Annotated in this window: 15 protein-coding genes; 12 read left to right on the forward strand and 3 right to left on the reverse strand. The window is 66.6% G+C overall.

The window, feature by feature from the left end:
* Nucleotides 1-36: 36 nt before the first annotated feature.
* Entirely contained in the window at nucleotides 37-1,392 is a 1,356-nt protein-coding gene (locus BLQ70_RS20475; protein WP_091860598.1) for an HlyD family type I secretion periplasmic adaptor subunit, read from the reverse strand.
* Nucleotides 1,389-3,143, reverse strand: a complete 1,755-nt coding sequence (locus BLQ70_RS20480; RefSeq protein ID WP_091860602.1) for a type I secretion system permease/ATPase — start codon at nucleotides 3,141-3,143, stop codon at nucleotides 1,389-1,391. Before BLQ70_RS20480 ends, BLQ70_RS20475 begins: the two co-directional genes overlap by 4 nt.
* 327 nt (nucleotides 3,144-3,470) lie before the next feature.
* On the opposite strand from BLQ70_RS20480, the gene BLQ70_RS20485 reads away from it, so the two are divergent.
* Nucleotides 3,471-4,073, forward strand: coding sequence for a MarR family transcriptional regulator (locus tag BLQ70_RS20485; protein WP_244512109.1), 603 nt, complete (start codon nucleotides 3,471-3,473; stop codon nucleotides 4,071-4,073).
* Nucleotides 4,070-5,215, forward strand: coding sequence for a glycosyltransferase (locus BLQ70_RS20490; protein ID WP_244512110.1), 1,146 nt, complete (start codon nucleotides 4,070-4,072; stop codon nucleotides 5,213-5,215). Before BLQ70_RS20485 ends, BLQ70_RS20490 begins: the two co-directional genes overlap by 4 nt.
* A 62-nt stretch (nucleotides 5,216-5,277) precedes the next feature.
* Here BLQ70_RS20490 and BLQ70_RS20495 read toward each other — a convergent pair whose 3' ends face one another.
* On the reverse strand, nucleotides 5,278-6,183 hold the full coding sequence (locus BLQ70_RS20495; protein WP_091860608.1) for a LysR substrate-binding domain-containing protein: 906 nt from the start codon (nucleotides 6,181-6,183) through the stop codon (nucleotides 5,278-5,280).
* A 119-nt stretch (nucleotides 6,184-6,302) separates the two neighbouring features.
* On the opposite strand from BLQ70_RS20495, the gene BLQ70_RS20500 reads away from it, so the two are divergent.
* The 10 genes from BLQ70_RS20500 to BLQ70_RS20545 all read left to right on the forward strand — a co-directional run bounded on the left by BLQ70_RS20500 (nucleotide 6,303) and on the right by BLQ70_RS20545 (nucleotide 15,784).
* Nucleotides 6,303-7,337 carry an ABC transporter substrate-binding protein gene (locus BLQ70_RS20500; RefSeq protein WP_091860611.1) on the forward strand — a complete coding sequence of 345 codons (1,035 nt, stop codon included), beginning with the start codon at nucleotides 6,303-6,305 and terminating at the stop codon, nucleotides 7,335-7,337.
* A gap of 90 nt (nucleotides 7,338-7,427) precedes the next feature.
* Nucleotides 7,428-8,471, forward strand: coding sequence for an ABC transporter ATP-binding protein (locus tag BLQ70_RS20505; RefSeq protein ID WP_091860614.1), 1,044 nt, complete (start codon nucleotides 7,428-7,430; stop codon nucleotides 8,469-8,471).
* Complete coding sequence (locus BLQ70_RS20510; RefSeq protein ID WP_091860617.1) at nucleotides 8,468-9,334, forward strand: ABC transporter permease; 867 nt, start codon at nucleotides 8,468-8,470, stop codon at nucleotides 9,332-9,334. Before BLQ70_RS20505 ends, BLQ70_RS20510 begins: the two co-directional genes overlap by 4 nt.
* Nucleotides 9,331-10,131 (forward strand): ABC transporter permease, encoded by an 801-nt coding sequence (locus BLQ70_RS20515; protein ID WP_091860620.1) that lies wholly within the window; start codon nucleotides 9,331-9,333, stop codon nucleotides 10,129-10,131. The genes BLQ70_RS20510 and BLQ70_RS20515 overlap by 4 nt, the downstream gene beginning before the upstream one ends.
* Nucleotides 10,132-10,145: 14 nt before the next feature.
* Nucleotides 10,146-11,264: an NAD(P)/FAD-dependent oxidoreductase gene (locus BLQ70_RS20520; RefSeq protein WP_210184332.1), complete on the forward strand. Its 1,119-nt coding sequence runs from the start codon at nucleotides 10,146-10,148 to the stop codon at nucleotides 11,262-11,264.
* Nucleotides 11,245-11,553 (forward strand): (2Fe-2S)-binding protein, encoded by a 309-nt coding sequence (locus tag BLQ70_RS20525; protein ID WP_091860626.1) that lies wholly within the window; start codon nucleotides 11,245-11,247, stop codon nucleotides 11,551-11,553. The genes BLQ70_RS20520 and BLQ70_RS20525 overlap by 20 nt, the downstream gene beginning before the upstream one ends.
* Nucleotides 11,550-13,004 (forward strand): NAD(P)/FAD-dependent oxidoreductase, encoded by a 1,455-nt coding sequence (locus tag BLQ70_RS20530; protein ID WP_091860628.1) that lies wholly within the window; start codon nucleotides 11,550-11,552, stop codon nucleotides 13,002-13,004. Before BLQ70_RS20525 ends, BLQ70_RS20530 begins: the two co-directional genes overlap by 4 nt.
* Nucleotides 13,001-14,128 carry an NAD(P)/FAD-dependent oxidoreductase gene (locus tag BLQ70_RS20535; RefSeq protein ID WP_091860631.1) on the forward strand — a complete coding sequence of 376 codons (1,128 nt, stop codon included), beginning with the start codon at nucleotides 13,001-13,003 and terminating at the stop codon, nucleotides 14,126-14,128. Before BLQ70_RS20530 ends, BLQ70_RS20535 begins: the two co-directional genes overlap by 4 nt.
* 23 nt (nucleotides 14,129-14,151) lie before the next feature.
* Nucleotides 14,152-14,493: a Rid family hydrolase gene (locus tag BLQ70_RS20540; protein ID WP_091860635.1), complete on the forward strand. Its 342-nt coding sequence runs from the start codon at nucleotides 14,152-14,154 to the stop codon at nucleotides 14,491-14,493.
* 133 nt (nucleotides 14,494-14,626) lie between these two features.
* Complete coding sequence (locus BLQ70_RS20545; RefSeq protein WP_091860638.1) at nucleotides 14,627-15,784, forward strand: acyl-CoA dehydrogenase family protein; 1,158 nt, start codon at nucleotides 14,627-14,629, stop codon at nucleotides 15,782-15,784.
* Nucleotide 15,785 lies beyond the last annotated feature (1 nt).

Below are 15,785 nucleotides of genomic sequence, written 5' to 3' on the forward strand. Positions count from 1 at the left end.
GGCAGAAGCCGCCGGCCACCACGTCGATGGCGCCCCTCAATCCTCCCGGAAGGCCCGGTTGAAGCTGTCGGTGACCGGCGAGAGCAGATAGTCGATCGCCCGGCGGGCACCGTTGACGATCATCACCTCCGCGGTCATGCCGGCATGCAGCGCGATCTTGTGGTCCCGCAGGCTCTCGGGATCGATCTCCGCCCTGACGACGAAATAGGGAATGCCCGTCTTCTCGTCGACGAGCTGGTCGGGCGCGACATAGCTGACCTTGGCCTCCAATGGCGGCAGCAGGCGCGAGTTGAAGGCGGTCAGGCGCACGCGGGTGCTGGACCCGATGCGCACCGAATCGATATCGCGCGGATCGACCTTCGCCTCGACGATCAGCGGTTCGTTCTCCGGCACGATGTCGAGGATCGCCTCGCCTGCCGCGATCGCGCTGCCGGCGGTCCGCATCCGGATATTGGCGACGATGCCCTCCTGCGGCGAGATCACCACCAGCCGGCGCAGCACGTCCTCGGCCTGGATGATGCGCTCGGTCACCTCGGAGAGCATCAGCTGGGATTCCTGGATCTCGCCGCCGATATCGTTCTGCTGTTCGAGGCTGATCGAAAGGATTTCGAGATTGGCGCCGGCGACCGCCTGCTCGGCCTTGGCCTTGCGGGCGGCGTATTCGCCGGCCTTGCCGGACAATTCGCTCTGCTTGGTCTGCAATTCGACGAGCTGGCTGCGCTTGGCGTAACGCTTCTCGTAGAGCTCGGCCATGATCCTGACCTCCTCGTCGATCAGCGAGCGTTGCTGCGTGGTGGCGTCGATCTGGGCCTTCAGTGCATCGGCCTCGGCCTGATGCTGCTCGATGACGCGCTGCTGGATATGGATCTTGCCGCCCTGGACCTGGGCGCGGGATTTGAACAAGCCCTGCTCGGCCCGCAGAACCTCGCGCGCGATCGGCGAATCCATCTGCGTGAGATCCTCGGGAAAGGCGATGGCCGCCGCCCCGGTCTGCTCGGCCCGCAAGCGCGCGAGCTTGGCTTCCAGCCCGATGCGCTTGGCCTGCAATTGCTGCAACTCGGCGCGCTGGCGCGCGTCCTCCAGCCGCAGCAGCGGCTCGCCCCGCGTGACGCGCTCGCCCTCCGCCTTGAGCAAGGTCTTGAGGATGCCGCCTTCGAGATGGCTGACGGTCTTGCGCTTGCTGTCGACCGCGACGATGCCGGTGGCGACGGCGGCATTGTCGAGCCGCGCCGTCACCGCCCAGGCGCCGAAACCGCCGAAGCCGACGCCGATCGCGGCGACGCCGGCCAGCACGAGATTGCGCAGGCTCGGCGTGCGCTCCTCATGGACCTCCGCCTCGATCTGGAGGGTGAGCGAATGCTCGGGGCGCTTGATCAGGGACCGTCCGGTCATGCCTTCACCTCGCGAACCTGTGGGGGAGCGGCCGGAGCCTTGACGGCAGGATCGACCTCGACCCGGCCGCCGGGCGTGATCATGCCGGCAATCTCGCCACGCGGGCCGAATTGCTGGACGCGGCCCTCGCGCAGGACGAGCAGCTTGTCGACGACCTGCATCACCGAGGGGCGGTGCGCGATCAGCACGACGATGGCGCCGCTCTCACGGGCCGCCGCGATGGCACGGATCAGGCTCTGCTCGCCTTCCGCGTCGAGATTGGCGTTGGGCTCGTCGAGCACGATCAGGCGCGGCGAACCGTAGAGCGCCCGGGCCAGGCCGATGCGCTGGCGCTGGCCGCCGGAGAGATTGAAGTCGCTGTCAGCGACATTGGTGTCGTAGCCGAGCGGCAGGCGGCCGATGAGCTCGTGCACGCCGGCGACACGCGCCGCCTCCAGAATCGCATGCGGATCGGGATCGCGCATCCGGGCGATGTTCTCGGCGATCGTGCCGTTCAGGAGCGAGACCGATTGCGGGAGATAACCGACCATCGCGCCGAAGGAGCCACGCTCCCATAGATAGGTGCTGTGCCCGTCGAGATAGACGCCGCCGACATTGGGCCGGAGCACGCCGACGAGCAGCCGCGCCAGCGTCGACTTGCCGGCGCCGGAAGGGCCGACCACGCCGAGAACCTCGCCCGGCTCCAGGGTGAAGGAGACGCTCTTGATCACCGTCTGCTCCTGGCCGGGCGGCGCGTAGATGACCCGGTCGATCACGAGATCGCCCTGGCAGGGCGGCGTCGGCACGGTCTGGCGCTGCGAGGTACGGCTCAGCACGAGCTCGCGCACGCGCTTCCAGGCCGCGGCAGCGAGAACCCATTGCCGCCAGTCGGTGATCATCGAATCGAACGGCGCCAGCAAGCGGCCGAGCAGGATGCTCGCCGCCATCAGCGTGCCCGCCGTGACCTCGTTGCGGATGATCAGGATGGCGCCGGTCGCATAGACCGCGAGTTGCATCGTCATCCGGCTGGAGCGCGTCACGGCCGCGATGAACTTGCCGCGCCTTGTGCCCATGTCGAGCTGCTCGATCATCGCGAGCTGCTGACCGCGCCAGCGCCGGGCGAGCGCCGGCAGCATGCCCATCGCCTCGATCGTCTCGGCATGGCGCAGGCTGGCCCCGACCTCGTTGATGCTGGCGACGCCGGCCTCGTTCGCCTCCTTGAGGATGCGGCGGGTCAGCATGTCCGAGAGCACGCCGAGCAAGAGCAGGATGATCAGCGACGCCAGACCGACGAGCCCGTAGACCGGGTGCAGCGCGAAGAGCACGGCGAGGAAGATCGGCGACCAGATGGCCTCCAGAGGCGTGGCGATCGCCGAGCTCGCGATGAAGAAGCGGATGTCGTTGAGATCGCGAATCGCCTGCGTCGCCTGCCCCGAGCCCTGTTCGAGCGAGGAACTCACGGCAGCCTGCAGGGCCGGCAGATTGAGCTTGCGCGCGAAGATGCTCGCCATCGCCTGGAAGGTCAGCGAGCGGATGAACTCGATCGTGCCGTAGAGCGCCAGCGCCCCGACCGCGATGACGAGGAGCATGGTCAGCGTGTCGTAGCTACGGCTGACGGTCACCCGGTCCTGGACCTGCATCATGAACAGCGGGACGGTCAGCAGCAGCAGATTCACGCAGAGGCTGAGGAAAGCCGCGTAGCTCAGGCCACCGACGAACGAGCGCTGGAGATTCCGGATCAGTGCGTCCGGCGCAGGCTTCATCGCCTTCATGCATGGCTCCGAGAGTGAGGGTGTGTGGATCCGAGAAAGCTGCGGGAAAAACCCGTCATCGGTCCGAGCAACGAGACATGGAGGGAGTGTCAAGATTATGACAGATTAGAAGCGTAGCTCACCGACTCAGAGCGAAGCAAATAAGGCTGAAACGTGAGAAATTTTGAATTTCGAAACAGTTTCGGCACATCTGAAGGTGATTACAATCTTATTTATTGGCTCACCTAGATGGCATGTGCTTTGCTAATAGGCTTGTTGAGACGCGTGGAGGCAAAACGGATGGTCTATTTAGTTTTTGATCAGGTGGGGTAAGGGATGCACTTCAAATTGCACGGCGGCGAGCAATTCACAGGCGGTTCCTTGAACGGCCACCATCCAGCGAATGGTTCCGGGGTCCTCGAAGAGGTCCCCGATCGCCGAATTTCTCCTTTTGACCTGGCCCGGGTGATCGAACGTGTCAGCCGGCGCTTTCTCGACTACCTCAGGCTCGAACTGTCCAAGCTCGGCGTCGACGACATCTCGCCATCGCAAGTGATGGTCCTGATGACGATCGGACAAGGCGAGATCGCGGTCCGCGATCTCTTGGATCGCGGCCATTATGGCGGCTCGAACGCCTCCTATAATCTCAAGCAATTGGTCGAGAACGGCTATCTCGACCGCGGCGCCTCGCCGCGCGACCGCCGCCAGGCTCGCATCTCCCTCTCGCTGAAGGGGCAGATGCTGTGCGAGCGGCTGCGCTTGCTCGACGAGGCCAGTCAGGTCGGCCAGCGGCTCGAAAGCAATCGCGAGACCGACGTCAACACGACCCACGAGACCCTGCGCCAACTCGAACAGTGGTGGAACGATGCGCTCCGCTACAGCGGAGTGCTGCTCGCATCATGCATGTCCTATTCGTTCATCGCACAGGATCTGGTCAATTCGCTGCTTTGATCGGCAGCCTCGTCGCCGAAGGCGTCGAGGTTACGCTGATCACCGAACGTCCGGCGCAGGAGGCGCCGGGCGTTCGCCAGCTCGTCTATTCCGTCGACGAGACCGCGACCCAGCATCCGGCGCTCGCCGCCACCGAATATCACCTGCGCACGGGCGAGGCGGTGGCGCGGCTGATGGAGCGCCTGAACCGCAGCGACCCGCCCGATGTCGTGCTCGGCCATATCGGCTGGGGCGGCATGCTCTTCGCCCGCGACGCGCTGCCCGATGCGGCGCTGATCGGCTATTGCGAATATTATTACCGCAGCACCGGCTCGGACCTCGATTTCGGTATCGACGAGCCGGTTCCCGCGGCCGACCGCCAGCGCGTACGCATGCGTAATGCAGCCCAGCTTCTCGCGCTCGACACGCTCGACGCCGCCTATGCCCCGACGCAATGGCAGCGCCGGCAATATCCGGCTGCCTATCGCCAGGGCATCGCCGTCTGCCATGACGGCATCGACACGCAAACCTGCCGGCCGGATTCGGAGGCCTCCTTCGTCCTGCCCGACGGCCGCGTCCTGACGCCCGCCATGCCGGTCGTGACCTTCGTCGCCCGCGATCTCGATCCCTATCGCGGCTATCCCGAATTCATGCGCGCGGCAGCGACCCTGGCGGCCCGTCATCCCGACGCGCTCTTCGTCGTGGTCGGCGGCGACGGCTCGGGCTATGGCCGCCCGCGCTCCGACGGCAATAGCTGGCGCGAGGCGATGTGCGCCGAGACCGAGCTCGGAGACCGGATCGTCCATATCCCCTGGCTGCCCTATGAGAACCTGATCCGGCTGTTCCAGGTCTCGGCCGTCCATGTCTATCTCACCGTCCCCTTCGTCCTGTCCTGGTCGCTGCTCGAAGCGATGGCCTGCGGCTGCCTCGTCGTCGGTTCCGATACCGAGCCCGTGAGGGAAGTGATCCGCGACGGCGTCAACGGCCTGCTCTCCCCCTTCCATGATGCGCAAGCGCTGGCGGAGCGCATCGAGGAAGCACTGTCGAGCCCGGCGCTGATGCGACCTTTGCGCCGCGCCGCGCGGGAAACCGTGATCGCCGCTTACGAACGCGAGCGGTGTCTCGCGCGCCAGACCGGCTGGGTCCATCAGTTCGGCGATTAGGGCATCGGCCCGGAAGGCGGCGCGCGGTCCTCGGGAAAAGTCGATGCTGGATCAAATGCCTTTCAACCGGCAACCGACCCCGCGAACGCCAGGGCCGCCGCCCGGACCGTTTCCGCGAAATCCAGCGCGATGGCGGAGCGGAAGCGGCCGGCGCCCCAGATGATGGCGATGTCATAGGTCACTGCCGGCCTGAGCGGCCGCACTTCGACGCCCCGGCCGCGATATTCCGCCGCCGTGAACGGATCGACCACCGACAAGCCTGCGCCGGCCGCGACCAGCCCGCAGGCGATCATCGACAGCGGCGTCTCGACACGGGTCTGGCGCGCGACGCGATGGGCCGAGAACAGGGCATCGATGCGATAACGCAGCTGCGTCGACTGTTCGAGCGAGATGAAGGGCTCGTCGACGAAATCCTCCGGCGTCAGTTCGGCCTTGGCCGCGAGCCTGTGCCCGGTCGGCAGCACGGCGACCGGCGCCATCGCCGGCAGGATCTCGATGTCGATCCCGGGGAAATCCAGCGGGAGCTGCGCAAAGCCCAGTTCGCAGAAGCCCGAGGTGACCCAGTCCACGACCTGCGAGGAGATGCTGCCATAGAGCGCGATCTCCAGGTCCGGCTTCTGCTTGAGATAGCTGCCGACGACCCGCGGCAGGAAACCGACATTGAAGGCCGGCAGCGCCGCGACGCGGAGCGAGCCGGCCCGCCCGTCGCGCAGATTGCGGGCCGCATTCTCGATGCGCTCCAGCCCGACGAACTGACGCTCGACCTCGCGATAGAGCGACAAGGCTTCGTTGGTCGGCACCAGCCGCGCGCCCCGCTTCACGAAGAGCGGCAGCCCGAGCGCATATTGCAGGTCCTGGATCAGGCGCGTCACCGCCGGCTGCGTGATGTTGAGCGCCTGCGCCGCCGCGGTGATGCCGCCGGTCACGATCACCGTGCGGAAAGCCTCGATCTGGCGCGGATTCAGCATGCTCAGGTCCCAAAACCAGACATAACATTTCGGCATGGCTTGCACGAAACATTCGATTTGACCAGTTTGAGATCAGCCCCGAACCTGACGGCATCACTCGAAAACGAGGAGGGGATACCGTGAAACTCGCCATCACATTCGCGCTCGCTGCCGGGACCGCACTCGCCGGCTCCGCTGCCTTCGCCCAGCAGAAGACCATCTATGTCGCCGGCTATGGCGGCTCCTACGAACAGACCATGCGCAAGGAGGTCATCCCGGCCTTCGAGAAGCAGGCCAACGTCAAGGTGGAATATGTCGCCGGCAATTCGACCGACACGCTCGCCAAATTGCAGGCGCAAAAAGGGAACCAGCAGATCGATGTCGCGATCGTCGACGATGGCCCGGCCTATCAGGCCGTGGCGCTCGGCTTCTGCGGCACGCTGACCGACGGCGCGGTTTACAAGGACGTGGCGCCGGTGATGAAGTTCAAGTCGAACAAGGGCGTCGGCCTCGGCCTCGTCGGCACCGGCCTGTTCTACAACAAGAAGGTCTTCGACGAGAACAAGTGGCCGGCCCCGACCTCGTGGAACGACCTGAAATCGAAGACCTACGGCAAGAAGATCGTCGTGCCGCCGATCAACAACACCTATGGCCTGCACGCCCTGATCGCCTTCGCCCAGATGGCTGGCGGCGGCGAGAACAACATCGAGCCGGGCTTCGAGGCCTTCAAGAAGGACATCAACCCGAACATCGTCGCCTACGAACCCTCGCCGGCGAAGATGACCGAGCTGTTCCAGAACGGCCAGGCCGTGCTCGGCGTCTGGGGTTCGGGCCGCGTCAAGGCCTTCGCCGATACCGGCTTCCCGGTCGAATTCGTGTATCCCAAAGAGGGTGGCTACGCGCTGGGCTCCGCCGCCTGCCCGGTCGAGGGCTCCAAGAACGCGGCCGAGGCCAACGCCTTCATCCAGTTCATGCTCTCGCCCGCGATCCAGAAGATCATGGCGACCGGCGCCGGCTTCGGCCCCGCCAACATGACGGTTACGCTGACGCCGGAGGAGCGGAAGGGCTTGCCCTATGGCGATGAGGTCAAGACGCTCAAGGCGGTCGACTGGGACGTCGCCAACGCCAAGCGCGAGGAATGGACCAAGCGCTGGAACCGCGAGGTCGAGCGGTAAGGCGCTTCCGCTGTCATCCCGTCATTCTGGACCTCGGTCTGGAATGACGGCGGTGTTTCGGTGATTTCCTTCACGAAGCGCGCAGGATCCATGTCCCATCTCGTTCTCGAAGGTCTCGGCAAGTCCTACGGCACGGCGGTTGCGGTCGAGGGGCTCGACCTTACGGTCGCGCGCGGCGAGTTCATCTCGCTGCTCGGCCCCTCCGGTTGCGGCAAGACCACGACGCTGCAGATGATCGCTGGCTTCGCCTCGGTCAACCGCGGCCGCATCCTGCTTGACGGCCAGGATCTCGGCGCGGTCGCGCCCAACAAGCGCGGCCTCGGTATCGTCTTCCAGAGCTATGCGCTCTTTCCCCATATGACCGTGGCGCAGAACATCGCCTTCGGCCTCGAAATGCGCGGAATCGAGAAGACGGAGCGCGAAAAGCGCACGCTGGAGGCGATGGCGCTGGTCGGTCTCAAGGGTTTCGAGGATCGCTATCCCCGCCGGATGTCAGGCGGCCAGCAGCAGCGCGTCGCGCTCGCCCGCGCACTGGTGATCAAGCCCTCGCTGCTCCTGCTCGACGAGCCTCTCTCAAATCTCGACGCCAAACTGCGTGAGGAAATGCAAGGCGAGCTGCGCCAGATCCAGCGCTCGATCGGCACGACCACGATCCTCGTCACCCATGACCAGCACGAAGCCATGGCGCTCTCGGACCGCATCGTCGTGATGAACAAGGGCCGCGTCGAGCAGATCGGCGCGCCCGACGCCGTCTATGGCGCGCCCGATACCGCCTTCGTCGCAAACTTCCTCGGCAAGACCAACGTCCTGAAGGCAACCGGCGACGGAAGCGGCCATGTGGTCATCGACAGCCTCTCCGTGCCGCTCGCGGGCGCAGGCTCGGGCGCACTATGTATCGCGGTTCGCCCCGAGCGGCTCGGCTTTGCGCTCGATGGCGCCCCCGGTTTCGCCGCCCGCATCACCTCGCGCATCTTTCAGGGCGCGCATTGGCTGCTGAGCGCCGAGAGCGCCGCCGGCACGGTCACCCTGATCCGGCACAATGACGGCTCGCCCGTTCCCCGCGAAGGCGAGACGGTGAAACTCCGTTTTGGCCCCGGCGACGCCGCGCTGCTGGCGGAGGGCCCAAGCTCATGAGCCCGGACGTTTCCGCTCGCGCAACGCCCTATTGGATGACCGGCCCCGCACTCGCCATCTTCCTCGCCCTCGTCATCATCCCGCTCGGCATGACCGTGCTGCTCGCCTTCTACGACTGGGGCCAGTACAAGGGCATCGTCGCCGAGTTCACGCTGAAGAATTTTCGCGAGATCTTCAGCGACAGCTATTTCCTCGAAGTCTTCCTGCGCACGCTCCGCATCGCCGTGCTGGTCACGCTCTTCGCCGTCCTGATCGGCGTGCCCGAGGCCTATATCCTCAACCGCATGTCGCCGGCCTGGCGCGGCATCTGCCTGCTCGCGATCCTCGGGCCTCTGCTGGTCTCGGTCGTCGCACGCACACTCGGCTGGGCGCTGCTGCTGGGCTCGACCGGCCTCGTCAACCGTGGGCTGATGGCGCTCGGGCTGATCGGCCAGCCGCTCGAATTCATGTTCACCGAGACCGGCGTGGTGATCGCGCTCGTCCATGTGCTGATCCCCTTCATGATCCTCGCGGTCTGGGCCTCGCTGCAGCGGCTCGACCCGCAGATCGAGAACGCCGCGCTCTCGCTCGGCGCCTCGCGCCTGACCATCTGGCGGCGCGTGATCCTGCCGCAGATCGTGCCGGGCATCCTCTCAGGCTCGATCATCGTCTTCGCGCTGGCGGCGAGCGCCTTCGCCTCGCCCGCAATCATCGGCGGCAGGCGGCTCAAGGTCGCAGCGACGCTCGCCTATGACGAGTTCCTGAACACGTTGAACTGGCCGCTCGGCGCCGCCGTCGCCGTGCTGCTGCTGGCCGCCCTCGTCATCCTCACCGTCGGCGCCAACCGGCTGGTCGAGCGCCGTTATTCACAGGTGTTCGAATGAGCCGCAACGGTCCCTTCGCCGTCCTGTTCCACACGCTCTTCGTCGTCTTCATGCTGGCGCCGCTGGTGGTGGTCTGCCTCGTCGCCTTCACGCCGGAGGGTTATCTCTCTCTGCCCGGCCGAGTCTGGAGCCTGCGCTGGTTCAAGGCGATCCTCGACTATCCCGAATTCCTGCGTGCTTTCCGCGACTCGCTCTGGCTCGCAGCGCTCTCCTCCACCGTCGCGATCGGGCTCGCGGTCCCGGCCGCGCTCGCCATCGCCCGTTACCGCTTTCCCGGCCGCGAGGCGATGACAGCCCTGTTCATGTCGCCATTGATGGTCCCCCATGTCGTGCTGGGCATCGCCTTCCTGCGCTTCTTCACGCAGATCGGCCTCTCCGGGACCTTCCTCGGGCTGGTGCTGAGCCACATCATCGTGATCATTCCCTTTGCGCTGCGCCTCGTTCTCGCCGCCTCCTACGGCATCGACCGGCGCATCGAGCATGCCGCGATCTCGCTCGGCGCGAGCCCGGCCGTGGTCTTCCGGCGTGTGACGCTGCCGCTGATCCTGCCGGGCGTCGTCTCGGGCTGGCTGCTCGCCGCGATCAACTCCTTCGACGAGGTGACGATGACCGTCTTCATCGCCTCGCCCGCCACCACCACGCTCCCCGTCCGGATGTTCCTCTACATCCAGGACAATATCGATCCGCTGATTGCGGCCGTCTCCGCCTGCCTGATCGCCCTGACCGCCATCCTGCTGCTGGCGCTGGACAGGCTGTTCGGGCTCGACCGGCTGTTCGTCGGAACCGGAAAAGGCTGACGCCAGTGTCCACTATCCCCAGAGAATCCGATGTCGCCGTGATCGGCGGCGGCGTGGTCGGCGGCGCCATCGCGCTCGGCCTCGCCCGCAACGGCGCCAGGGTCGCGATCCTCGACGAGGGCGACACGGCCTTCCGGGCCTCGCGCGGCAATTTCGCTTTGGTCTGGGTGCAGTCCAAGGGCTTCGGCATGCCCGATTACGCGCTCTGGTCGCGCCGCTCGGCCGATGCCTGGCATGAGCTTGCCGCTACGCTGGCCGGCGAGACCGGGATCGACGTCGCCCATAGCCAGCCCGGCGGCTTCATGCTCTGCCTCTCGGAGAAGGAGCTCGACAAGCGCATCGACGCGATGCGCCGCCTCCATAACAGCCGGCCGCTCACCGATTTCCCCTATGAGGTGCTCGACCATGCCGAGACGAAGCGGCGCCTGCCCGCCATTGGCAAGGACGTGGTCGGCTCGCTCTATTCCCCGCTCGACGGCCATGTGAACTCGCTGAAGCTGTTCCGGGCGTTGCGCGAGGCGACGGTCCGGCGCGGCGTCGATTACCGCCCGAACAGCCCGGTCGAGAATATCGTGCCGAAGGATGGCGGCTTCGCCATCACCGGCCCCTGGGGCGAGATGCGCGCCGGCAAGGTCGTGCTCTGCGCCGGGCTCGGCAATGCCCGTCTCGCCCCCATGGTCGGGCTCGATGCACCGGTGAAGCCGAGCAAGGGCCAGATCATCGTCACCGAGAAGACCGAACCCTTCCTGCACAACCCGATGGTTACGGTCCGCCAGACCGACGAGGGCGGCGTCATGATCGGCGACAGCCAGGAGGATCGCGGCTTCGACACCGTCGTCGGCCAGCCGATCCTCTCGACCATGGCGGAACGGGCCGTGAAGATGTTTCCGCGCCTCGCCGGTCTCAACGTCGTCCGCACCTGGTCGGCCCTGCGCGTGATGAGCCCCGACGGCTTCCCGATCTACGACCAGTCCGAAACCCATCCCGGCGCCTTCGTCGTCACCTGCCATTCCGGCGTGACGCTCGCCGCCAATCATGCCCTGACGCTCGCTCCCGCGATCCTCGCCGGCACCTTGCCGGAGAGCGTCGCGAGCTTCACTGCACGGAGGTTCCATGTTCCGGCCCATAGCTGACCTTGCCACGAGCGGAGAGCTCAGCTTCACTTTCGACGGCCGGCCGATGACGGCGCGTGCCGGCGACACGGTCGCCGCCGCTCTCCTCACCAACGGCATCACCGCCTGCCGCGAGACCCCGGTCTCCGACACACCGCGCGCGCCCTATTGCCTGATGGGCGTCTGCTTCGACTGCCTCGTCGTCATCGACGGCATCGGCAACCGGCAGGGCTGCCTCGTGCCGCTCGCCGAGGGCATGCGCATCGAAACCCAGCATGGCCGCCGCCATCTCACGGAGGCCGTGGAATGACCCCGATCGCCAGCATCGAACAGCTCGCCGAGAGCTACGACCTCCTCGTCGTTGGCGCAGGCCCGGCCGGCCTTTCCGCTGCCGCGCGCGCCGCCGAACTCGGCCTTGCCGTCCTGCTCGCGGACGAGAACCCGGCACCCGGCGGCCAGATCTACCGCGCGGTCACCACGACGCCGGTGAAGAACCGCGCCATCCTCGGCGAGGACTACTGGCGCGGCGCCGAGATCGTCGCCCGCTTCGAGCGCTCGAAAGCCGCTTACGCCCCGCGCTGCATCGTCTGGTCGATCGGCCCGGACGAGACCGCGCCCGGCACATTCGAGCTCGGCCTCTCGCTCGACGGCAAGGCCCGCATCATCGGTGCGCGGCAAGTGATCCTCGCCACAGGCGCACAGGAACGTCCCTTCCCGATCCCCGGCTGGACCTTGCCCGGCGTGATGACGGCGGGCGCCGCCCAGATCGCGCTCAAATCCGCTGGCGCCATTCCGTCGGGGCGCACCGTCATCGCCGGCTGCGGCCCGCTGCTCTACCTACTGGCGGGCCAACTCGCGGCGGCAGGCTGCCAGATCGCCGCCGTGCTCGACACGACGCCGCAGGCCAACTGGTCGAAGGCGCTCGGCGCCATCCCGGACTTCCTGCGCTCGCCCTATCTCGCCAAGGGCCTCAAGCTGATGCTCGCCGCACGGCGCAAGCTGCGCTTCGTCTCCGGCGTGACCAGCCTGACGGCGACGGGCAGCGGAAAGCTGGCGACGGTCCAGTTCGAGCAGAACGGCCGCACCGGCACCATCGCCTGCGACACCCTTCTGCTGCATCAGGGCGTGATCCCGAGCGTCAACTTCTCCAACGCTGCCGGCTGCGCCCATGATTTCGACGTGGAGCAGCATGCCTGGGTGCCGCGCGTCGATGCCTGGTTTGCTTCCAGCGTGCCCGGCATCGCCATCGCCGGCGACGGCGCCGGCATCGGCGGCGCGGAAAGCGCGGCGCTCCGCGGCGAGATCGCCGCTTTCGGGACAGCATCCAGGCTGGGCAAGCTGAACGAAGCCGAGCGCGACCGGCAGGCCGCGCCGATCCGCGCCGAACTGGACAGGAAGCTGCGCGGCCGGCACTTCCTCGACCTGCTCTACAAGCCGGCGCCGCAATTCCTGGCACCGCCGAAGGACGAGACCATCGTCTGCCGCTGCGAGGAGGTCACGGCCGGGCAGGTCCGCGATGCCGCCCGGCGCCTCGGCGTCACCGGCCCCAACCAGATGAAGGCCTTCCTGCGCTGCGGCATGGGCCCCTGCCAGGGCCGCCTCTGCGGCCCGACCGTAGTCGAACTGATCGCCGAGACGCGCGGCACGACCCCGGCCGAGACCGGCTATTACCGCCTGCGCCCGCCGATCAAGCCGGTGACACTGGCCGAGCTCGCGGCCCTGCCGCAGACCGAAGCCTCGGTGAAGGCGGTCGTCCGGTGAGCGCGGAGCGTCGCAATGCCGATGTGATCGTCATCGGCGGCGGCATCCATGGCTGCTCGACCGCCCTGCATTGCGCGATGCGCGGGCTCTCGGTCATCCTGATCGAGAAGGACCATGCCGGGCGCCACGCCTCCGGCGTCAATGCCGGCGGCGTGCGCCAGCTTGCGCGCCATGTCGCGGAAATCCCGCTCTCCAACGCCTCGATGGCGCTCTGGCACAACATCGCCGATCTCGTCGACGACGACTGCGGCTTCACCAGCGACGGACAGGTTCTGGTCGCCGAGGACGAGGCCGAGCTGGAGGGTTGCCGCGCCCGCGTCGCCGACCTGACGCTCCGTGGCTTCCATCATGAGGAGCTGATTGATGCGAAAGAACTGCGCTCGATCGTTCCGGCCGTATCCGAGAGCTGCCCAGGCGGCGTGATCTCGCGCCGCGACGGCGCCGCGATTCCCCTGCGCGCGACACAAGCCTTCAAGCGCAAGGCCGAAAGCCTCGGCGTCGCCATCCGCGAAGGCGTGCGCGTGACCAAGATCGGACAGGATGGGCCGAACTGGCGCGTCGTCACCGATGCCGGCGATTTCCTCGCCCCTCGCATCGTCAACGCCGCCGGTGCCTGGGCCGACCGCATCGCCAGCGATCTTGGCGAACCCGTGCCGCTCTCGGTCATCGCGCCGATGCTGATGATCACCGCGCCTTTGCCGGCCTTCATCAAGCCCGTGGTGATCCTGCGTGGACGAAAGCTCTCCTTCAAGCAGTTCGACAACGGCACGGTGCTGATTGGCGGCGGCCATCTCGGAACGCCCTTGCGCGACGAGAACGTCACCTTGCTCGACTGGCGCAAGCTCGCGATCAGCGCCGGCACGGTCTGGGACCTCTTCCCGGTCATGCGCGGCGCGCCGATCGTGCGGGCTTGGGCCGGCATCGAGGCGCGCATGCCGGACGACCTGCCAGTCTTCGGCAAGAGCGCCAGGCATGAAGGCGTCTATCACCAGTTCGGCTTCTCGGCCCACGGCTTCCAGCTCGGCCCCGGCGCTGGTGCGGTGATGGCCGAGATCATCGCGACCGGCCGCTCGAACGTGCCGATCGACGGCCTCGGCATCGCCCGTTTCACCACCACCCACTGACTTTCAACCCAAGGAGAACACCCATGGCCATCAAGCGCTCGATCCGCACGCCGATCCAGAACCGGGTCGTCGAGGCCGGCAATCTCGCCTTCGTCGGCGGCGTCGTCGCCGACGACACCAAGCAGGGGATGGGCCCGCAGACCCAGAACATCCTCGGCAAGATCGAGGGCTATCTCGGCGAGGTCGGGCTCGACCGCAAGGCGATCGTCGCCGCCCAGATCTTCGTAACCGATCTCACGTTGAAGAAGGAGATGGACGCGGTCTGGACCAGCTTCTTCGGCGAAGACATGCCGACCCGCGCCACGGTCGGCGTCGCCGATCTCGGCGGCCCGCTGATCGAGATCGTGGTCACCGCCTCGCGCTGATCCGTTTCAGAGAATGACAAGGCTGCAGGCGCATGATCGCGCCCGCAGGCCATCCTCGGAAAGCGCGAACAGGGGTGCCCAACCTCCCGAGGCTGGCATAGGCTCGTCGCTTGACGACAGCCTCGAGACCAGCATGCAGCACGCTTCCGACCATTCCGAGATCCGCGACGCCGTCGCCAGGCTCTGTGCCGGATTTCCCGGCGAATACTGGCGCAAGCTCGATCGCGAGATGGTCTACCCGACCGAGTTCGTGACGGCGCTGACCGAAAGCGGCTTTCTCTCGGCCTTGATCCCTGAGGACTATGGCGGAGCCGGACTCACGCTCTCGGCCGCGGCTGTCATCATGGAGGAAATCCAGCGCCAGGGCTGCAACGGTGCCGCCTGCCACGCCCAGATGTATGTGATGGGCACCGTGCTGCGCCACGGCACCGAGGACCAGAAGCAGCGCTACCTCCCGAAGATCGCCTCGGGCAAACTCAGGCTTCAGGCATTCGGCGTCACCGAGCCGACCAGCGGCACCGACACGACCGCGCTCAGGACGACCGCCCGCCGCGAGGGCGACCACTACGTCGTCAACGGCCAGAAGATCTGGACGAGCCGCGCCGCGCAGTCGGACCTGATGCTGCTGCTCGCGCGCACCACGCCGCGCGATCAGGTCGCCAAGCGCACCGACGGGCTCTCGGTCTTCATCCTCGACATGCGCGAGGCGCTGAAGGACGGCCTGACCATCCGGCCGATCCGCACGATGATGAACCACGCCACCACCGAGGTCTTCTTCGACAATGTGAAGGTTCCCGCCGAAAACCTCGTCGGCGAGGAGGGCAAGGGCTTCCGCTACATCCTCTCCGGCATGAATGCCGAGCGCATCCTGATCGCCGCCGAATGCGTCGGCGATGCCAAATGGTTCATCGACAAGGCCTCGGCCTATGCCAGAGAACGCCATGTCTTCGGCCGGCCGATCGGCCAGAACCAGGGCATCCAGTTCCCGATCGCCAAGGCCTACGCCAACATGCGCGCCGCCGAGCTGATGGTGCGCGAGGCGATCCGGCTCTACGAGGCCGGCGCCAATCCGGGCGCCGAGGCGAACATGGCCAAGATGCTGGCGGCTGATGTCTCCTTCGAGGCGGCCAATGCCTGCGTGCAGACCCATGGTGGCTTCGGCTTCGCCGAGGAATACGATGTCGAGCGCAAGTTCAGGGAGACGCGGCTCTATCAGGTCGCGCCGATCTCGACGAACCTGATCCTGTCCTATCTGGCCGAGCATGTGCTGGGCATGCCGCGCTCATACTGAC

The sequence above is a fragment of the Allobosea robiniae genome (assembly GCF_900102525.1).
Classification (GTDB): Bacteria; Pseudomonadota; Alphaproteobacteria; order Rhizobiales; family Beijerinckiaceae; genus Allobosea; species Allobosea robiniae.

Coding starts and splice junctions, on each gene's coding strand:
- BLQ70_RS20480 (WP_091860602.1), bottom strand. CDS start 3,143: ATGAAGGCGATGAAGCCTGCGCCGGACGCACTGATCCGGAATCTCCAG.
- BLQ70_RS20545 (WP_091860638.1), top strand. CDS start 14,627: ATGCAGCACGCTTCCGACCATTCCGAGATCCGCGACGCCGTCGCCAGG.
- BLQ70_RS20505 (WP_091860614.1), top strand. CDS start 7,428: ATGTCCCATCTCGTTCTCGAAGGTCTCGGCAAGTCCTACGGCACGGCG.
- BLQ70_RS20495 (WP_091860608.1), bottom strand. CDS start 6,183: ATGCTGAATCCGCGCCAGATCGAGGCTTTCCGCACGGTGATCGTGACC.
- BLQ70_RS20525 (WP_091860626.1), top strand. CDS start 11,245: ATGTTCCGGCCCATAGCTGACCTTGCCACGAGCGGAGAGCTCAGCTTC.
- BLQ70_RS20515 (WP_091860620.1), top strand. CDS start 9,331: ATGAGCCGCAACGGTCCCTTCGCCGTCCTGTTCCACACGCTCTTCGTC.
- BLQ70_RS20530 (WP_091860628.1), top strand. CDS start 11,550: ATGACCCCGATCGCCAGCATCGAACAGCTCGCCGAGAGCTACGACCTC.
- BLQ70_RS20540 (WP_091860635.1), top strand. CDS start 14,152: ATGGCCATCAAGCGCTCGATCCGCACGCCGATCCAGAACCGGGTCGTC.
- BLQ70_RS20475 (WP_091860598.1), bottom strand. CDS start 1,392: ATGACCGGACGGTCCCTGATCAAGCGCCCCGAGCATTCGCTCACCCTC.
- BLQ70_RS20510 (WP_091860617.1), top strand. CDS start 8,468: ATGAGCCCGGACGTTTCCGCTCGCGCAACGCCCTATTGGATGACCGGC.